Origin of the sequence: Cupriavidus phytorum, assembly GCF_003254285.1 — a bacterium.
Classification (GTDB): Bacteria; Pseudomonadota; Gammaproteobacteria; order Burkholderiales; family Burkholderiaceae; genus Cupriavidus; species Cupriavidus phytorum.
In genome coordinates, this window is the sequence record NZ_QKZN01000033.1 from 1 (window position 1) to 4,337 (window position 4,337).

At 61.5% G+C, this 4,337-nt stretch carries 4 protein-coding genes and 1 rRNA gene; 3 read left to right on the forward strand and 2 right to left on the reverse strand.

The genetic code is table 11. The annotated features are described in order from the left end of the window. Positions 1–322 precede the first annotated feature (322 nt). The 3 genes from C7416_RS28730 (at position 323) to C7416_RS28740 (ending at position 3,498) form a co-directional block, all read left to right on the forward strand. Positions 323–2,083, forward strand: coding sequence for a galactose oxidase early set domain-containing protein (locus C7416_RS28730; protein ID WP_240988165.1), 1,761 nt, complete (start codon positions 323–325; stop codon positions 2,081–2,083). Between the two features lie 72 nt (positions 2,084–2,155). Further along, on the forward strand, positions 2,156–2,695 hold the full coding sequence (locus tag C7416_RS28735) for a DUF4142 domain-containing protein (RefSeq protein WP_111522008.1): 540 nt from the start codon (positions 2,156–2,158) through the stop codon (positions 2,693–2,695). A 125-nt stretch (positions 2,696–2,820) separates the two neighbouring features. Continuing rightward, positions 2,821–3,498, forward strand: coding sequence for an SOS response-associated peptidase family protein (locus tag C7416_RS28740; protein WP_111522009.1), 678 nt, complete (start codon positions 2,821–2,823; stop codon positions 3,496–3,498). A 5-nt stretch (positions 3,499–3,503) separates the two neighbouring features. Here the strand turns inward: C7416_RS28740 and C7416_RS28745 are convergent, their stop codons facing one another. Next, complete coding sequence (locus C7416_RS28745; RefSeq protein WP_111522010.1) at positions 3,504–3,758, reverse strand: RNA-binding protein; 255 nt, start codon at positions 3,756–3,758, stop codon at positions 3,504–3,506. Positions 3,759–4,057: 299 nt separating this feature from the next. Continuing rightward, positions 4,058–4,170, reverse strand: a 5S ribosomal RNA gene (gene rrf / locus C7416_RS28750). Between the last annotated feature and the right edge of the window lie 167 nt (positions 4,171–4,337).

The following is a 4,337-nucleotide window of genomic DNA, read 5'->3' on the forward strand; positions in this document are numbered from 1 at the left end:
CGGGCTCCCACGCGCTGGAAGGCGTCAAGCTTACGCCAGCCAAACTCGGACATTTGAACTTAGCCAGAACCGGACATTACCGCTTAGCTGCTACAATCGACACTACGCATAATGTATATTATGTTAAATATGATATAGCCAGCGCCTCCCGTTTCGTCCCAGCGTCTTGGACGCTGCTTGAGCAAAATGCAAGCCCCCAATCGCATTCCTTCCGTGCGCCAGGCCACATTGGCTCTCTGTCTGCCCCCCTAAGCTAGAAAAGTCCGGTTGGATGTCCTTCGGCATTCCACCGTGAGCTTCCAGCGTGGAACTCCCGCATTCCATGGCAACGCTGTCACTGCAGGAGGTGATGCAAATGCGTCAACGCATGATTTTCCGGAAAACCGTGTGGGCGTCAGTGGTTGGCTTCTTCCTGCTGGCACCGTCGCTTCACGCCGCTCCGCCCGTCAGCTTCGACAATGACGCCTGCAACAATCCTTCCGCGGAAGCCCGGCTGAGGCAGCGAGAAACTGCCGTGCTCGGTCCGGCCCATGCCGATTCGCATGCCAGGGCGCGTGCCAAGCAGTGTCGCGTGGCAGCCGGGCTGGACCGAGCTGCCACGCCGGATGATCAGGTGCTGGCAGCGGCCAGAGCCCAGGCTACCAATACGGCCGGCCAATGGAGCGAGCCATTCGTCATTCCGGTAGTCGGCATCACCGCGGTATTGCTGCACACCGGCAAGGTGCTGTTCTGGTCGTATGAGCCGACGCAATACCATAATCCGGCAGCGTCGAATACCGGTGTCGCCTATGTGTGGGATCCCGCGACACGCACCGGGTATCCCATAACGCCGCCTGAGAATATCTGGTGTGCCGGCCAGACGATATTGAGCGACGGCAGGGTTTTCATTGCGGGTGGCAATCTGCGCTACCCCGACCCGAATGCGCCGGAAGGCCAGCAGAACTTCCAGGGCGCGCTGAGCAGCTATACCTTCAATCCGCTCAGCGAGAGCTGGACCACCCAGCCAAATATGTCGGTCGGCCGCTGGTATCCGACGGTGACCAAGCTGGCAGACAACCGGGTAGTTATCACCAGTGGCCTCGATGAAACGGGATCCGGAAATACCACGTCGGTGGTTGAGCTGTTCACCCCGGCCGCGGGTATGGACAGCGTTGGCACGATGAGCACGGTTGCGTTCCACCACCCGTCCGGCATGTACCCTTTCCAATACCTGCTGGGTTCGGGCCAGATGATGCAGGCGGGGCCGGCCTTCTTCAATACGGTGCTGCTGGCACCCGGCACCTGGTCATGGAGCAGCATTCCGAACATGCTGAGCTCGCACTATGAGTACGCCAACGGCGTTATCTATACCGATGCCTCGGTCACGCCCGTCAAGCAGGCCGTGATGATCGCGGGCGGCGCCGAAGGTGACAGCGCGTTCCGCAACAACGAATGGTTCGATGTCGGCAATCCCAACGCCGGGTGGCGACAATTTCCGCAATGGCTGCAGCCTCGCCATAATGCCAACACCGTGATCCTGCCGGATGGCACGCTGTTTACGGTGGGCGGCAATGCTGCCAGCAACGGTTATGACAACCCGCATTTTGACAGCGAGCTGTACAACAAGCCGGCCGGCGATCCGACCGGGACCTGGATTCCGATGAGCCCGAACACCATACAGGCGGGCTACCACTCCAGTGCCATTCTGTTGCCCGACGCCACCGTCTTGCTGTCGCAGGACGACATGAATCCCCTGGCCGCCAGTACGCACCAGGCACAGGTGTATTCGCCTCCGTACCTGTTCAAGGGCGCGCGTCCAAATATCACCAGCGCACCGGGTACATTGAGCCTGGGACAAACCTTTACCGTTGGCTCCAGCACGCCCAATGTTTCCAGCGTTGCGCTGGTGGCGCCGGGGGCCGTGACGCACGGCAACGACATGCACCAGCGCTATATCAAATTGCGCCATACCAAGCAGGGCGCCAAGAACCTGCGCGTCACCCTGCCCGCCTCCAGTTCACTGGTGCCGCCCGGTTACTACATGCTGTTTATTATCGACTCGCAAGGGGTGCCTTCCGTCGCCAAATTCGTCCGGGTTTCCTGAGGCAAAGAGTCGTACGGCATGACGGCATGATTGTTGCAAGGCCGGGTATGGTTGTCCGTTCAGGAGACAGTCATGCCATTCGATGCACCCCAGTCCGGCCGCCGTGGGCGCCAGGCCAAATGCGCGCTTGCGGCGGCATTGCTTTGCCTGACAACCGGCTTGTCCGCCGCGCCGCCCGCCGGCGACGTGGACTTCATGAACAAGGCCGCACAGGCGGGCCAGATGGAGATCGATGCAAGCAAGCTGGCCGAGACCAAGGCCTCCAGCGCCACGGTCAAGCGTTTTGCCGGGCAGATGCTGCAGGACCACCGCGCCGCGGCGGAAGATCTCAAGCGGCTGGCCAACGCCAAGGGCGTGCAATTGCCGACCACCCCGAGTCCCGCTGACCAGAAGAAGCTGGAAGCCATGGGCGCACTGCAAGGCGCCAGCTTCGACAAGCAATATGCCGAAGAAGTCGGCGTCAAGGCGCACAACGAGGCGGTGGCGCTGTTCCGCAAAGCCGCAAGCGACGCGCGCGCCAACGATGTACGGGATTTTGCAAAGAAGACCTTGACGACGCTCGAGCACCATCTGGAATCGGCCAGGAAAATGGCGTCGGAGGTAGCGCGATAGCTGCCCGCAAAGCTGGTCAGCTGGAGAGACGCCCACCCCTCCCATCGCACCGCCACTCGGACAGATGTAGCGAATAACCGCTGACCGTGCCTGCAGCAAGGCATTACGTCAGGGGAGGCAATATCGTGTGTACCAATTTCACCGCAGTGACCGGCCCGGTGCTGCGCGATACTTTCGGGGTCGAGCCACCGCCAGGAACATGGAAGGCGGAAGTATGGCCCGGCGATGCCGCGCCGATCGTCCGTGCGGATGCCCGTGGCCGCCGCGAGTGTTTGCTGGCCACGTTCGGACTCGTGCCGCGCTCGCGCCACGTCCACGGCGCCCGGGATTTTGAGACCATGAATGTCCGCGCTGAGAGCGTCGGCGATCGCCGCGGTTCGTGCAGCGCGTGGCACCGCACCCAGTTGTGCCTGGTGCCTGCGATGGCCATTTACGAACCGTGCTACGTCGCCGGCCAGGGCTGGATCCGCTACCGGATCTGGCTACCGGACGAGCCGGCGCTCGGCATTGCCGGGCTCTGGAAGCAATGGCCCGACGGAAGCTATTCCTTCGCCATGTTTACGGTGAGCGCGCCGGGCCACGCGGTAATGAAGCTGATGCACGCCCCCGGCAAGGAAAAACGGGCGGTCGTGATCATTCCGTACCTGCAATGGCAAGCGTGGCTCGCGTGCCGGGATCCAGAGCTGGCGCGAAGCTTCATGGCGCTTTACCCGGCAGAGAAGATGATGGCTGTCCCTGCCCCGCTTACACCGCAACCTGCCGAGGAAGCCGGCGCGGCAGGCCTGGGCGCGCCCTCGCGGTAGGCCGCTCAGGCAAAACGGTCATGCAGGATGGAAGCGCTGAGCTGGCGCTTCTTCCAGTACATATGGTCGATGCGCTGCTGCAGCTTGCCCAGTACCGCGGGCTCCAGAGCTTCATAAGTCAGCAGCACAGCCGGGTGCGAGCCGTCGCCGTCCTCATGCTCGAGGCTGTCGAATGGGGGGAATCCGTATTTTTCCAGGAACGTCCGGATCTCCTCGTCCGAGGTGTCGGGGTCGATATTGGTGAGCAGCAGACGGCTCATATTCTCTCCCAGTTGCAGGGGTGGCGCCGCGCGGGGTGCTTTTTTTGAGGTTAGCACCTCGGCACCGTCCCTGCAGGGACCGGACACCACAGCATTGCAACACCTGTCACTCGGCCCCGGTGGAACGAATTTCCGTACTCGGGACGGACGACGTTGAAAATAATCCATGCCTGGCGCTGCGGGCGGATGCTCTATCAGGCGCGCGGCCCGAACACGATGATGGCCATCCCACAGAATTCGCCGCGCCAAAGCAAAAACCCCTCGCAGCACACGCTGTCGAGGGGTTTTGCACAATAAGAGCCTGGCGATGACCTACTTTCACACGGGAATCCGCACTATCATCGGCGCGGAGCTGTTTCACGGTCCTGTTCGGGATGGGAAGGGGTGGTTCCAGCTCGCTATGGTCACCAGGCATGAGGGGTTGTGGCGCTGTCGGGTTGGGACAGCGTCACGAATCGGGATGTAGTTGGGGTTGTGCGTATCTGGCACAGACACGATCACACACACCAGGTGAAACACACTGGTTATAGGATCAAGCCTTACGGGCAATTAGTACTGGTTAGCTTAACGCATTACTGC

Coding starts and splice junctions, on each gene's coding strand:
- C7416_RS28730 (WP_240988165.1), top strand. CDS start 323: ATGGCAACGCTGTCACTGCAGGAGGTGATGCAAATGCGTCAACGCATG.
- C7416_RS28735 (WP_111522008.1), top strand. CDS start 2,156: ATGCCATTCGATGCACCCCAGTCCGGCCGCCGTGGGCGCCAGGCCAAA.
- C7416_RS28745 (WP_111522010.1), bottom strand. CDS start 3,758: ATGAGCCGTCTGCTGCTCACCAATATCGACCCCGACACCTCGGACGAG.